This is a genomic window from Vibrio sp. 811 (assembly GCF_033339195.1).
In genome coordinates this window covers 1-545 of record NZ_JAWOUB010000821.1, presented here as the reverse complement: position 1 = coordinate 545, position 545 = coordinate 1, and the positions used below count along the sequence as shown (strand labels likewise).

1 protein-coding gene is annotated in these 545 nt (G+C 46.6%); it reads left to right on the top strand.

What is annotated here, in order from left to right:
• Positions 1–545, top strand: a 545-nt coding sequence (locus R7Q46_RS29595; protein WP_318078641.1) for a radical SAM protein, incomplete at both ends; no start/stop codon positions are given.

The following is a 545-nucleotide window of genomic DNA, read 5'->3' as shown; positions in this document are numbered from 1 at the left end:
GAGTGTAAGTTCTGTTCGACCGCTCAACAGGGCTTCAACCGCAACCTAAAAGTATCTGAAATCATCGGTCAGGTGTGGCGTGCTGCACGTGAAATCGGTTTGCAAAAAGAAACTGGTCGTCGTCCAATCACTAACGTCGTAATGATGGGTATGGGTGAGCCTCTTCTTAACATGAAGAACTTGATCCCTGCGCTAGAAATCATGTTAGATGATCTTGGTTTTGGCCTGTCTAAGCGTCGCGTTACTGTATCGACTTCTGGTGTAGTATCAGGCCTTGATCAGATGACAGGAAAAATCGACGTAGCATTGGCGATTTCTCTACACGCGCCAAACGACAAGTTACGTAGCGAAATCATGCCAATTAACGATCGTTGGGATATTCAAGACTTCTTAGCGTCAGTTCGTCGTTACATCGCATCTTCGAACGCAAACCGTGGCAAAGTAACAGTCGAGTACGTGTTGCTTGATCATGTGAACGATGACATGGATCACGCACGCGAGCTGGCTGAGCTGATGAAAGACACACCATGTAAGATCAACCTGAT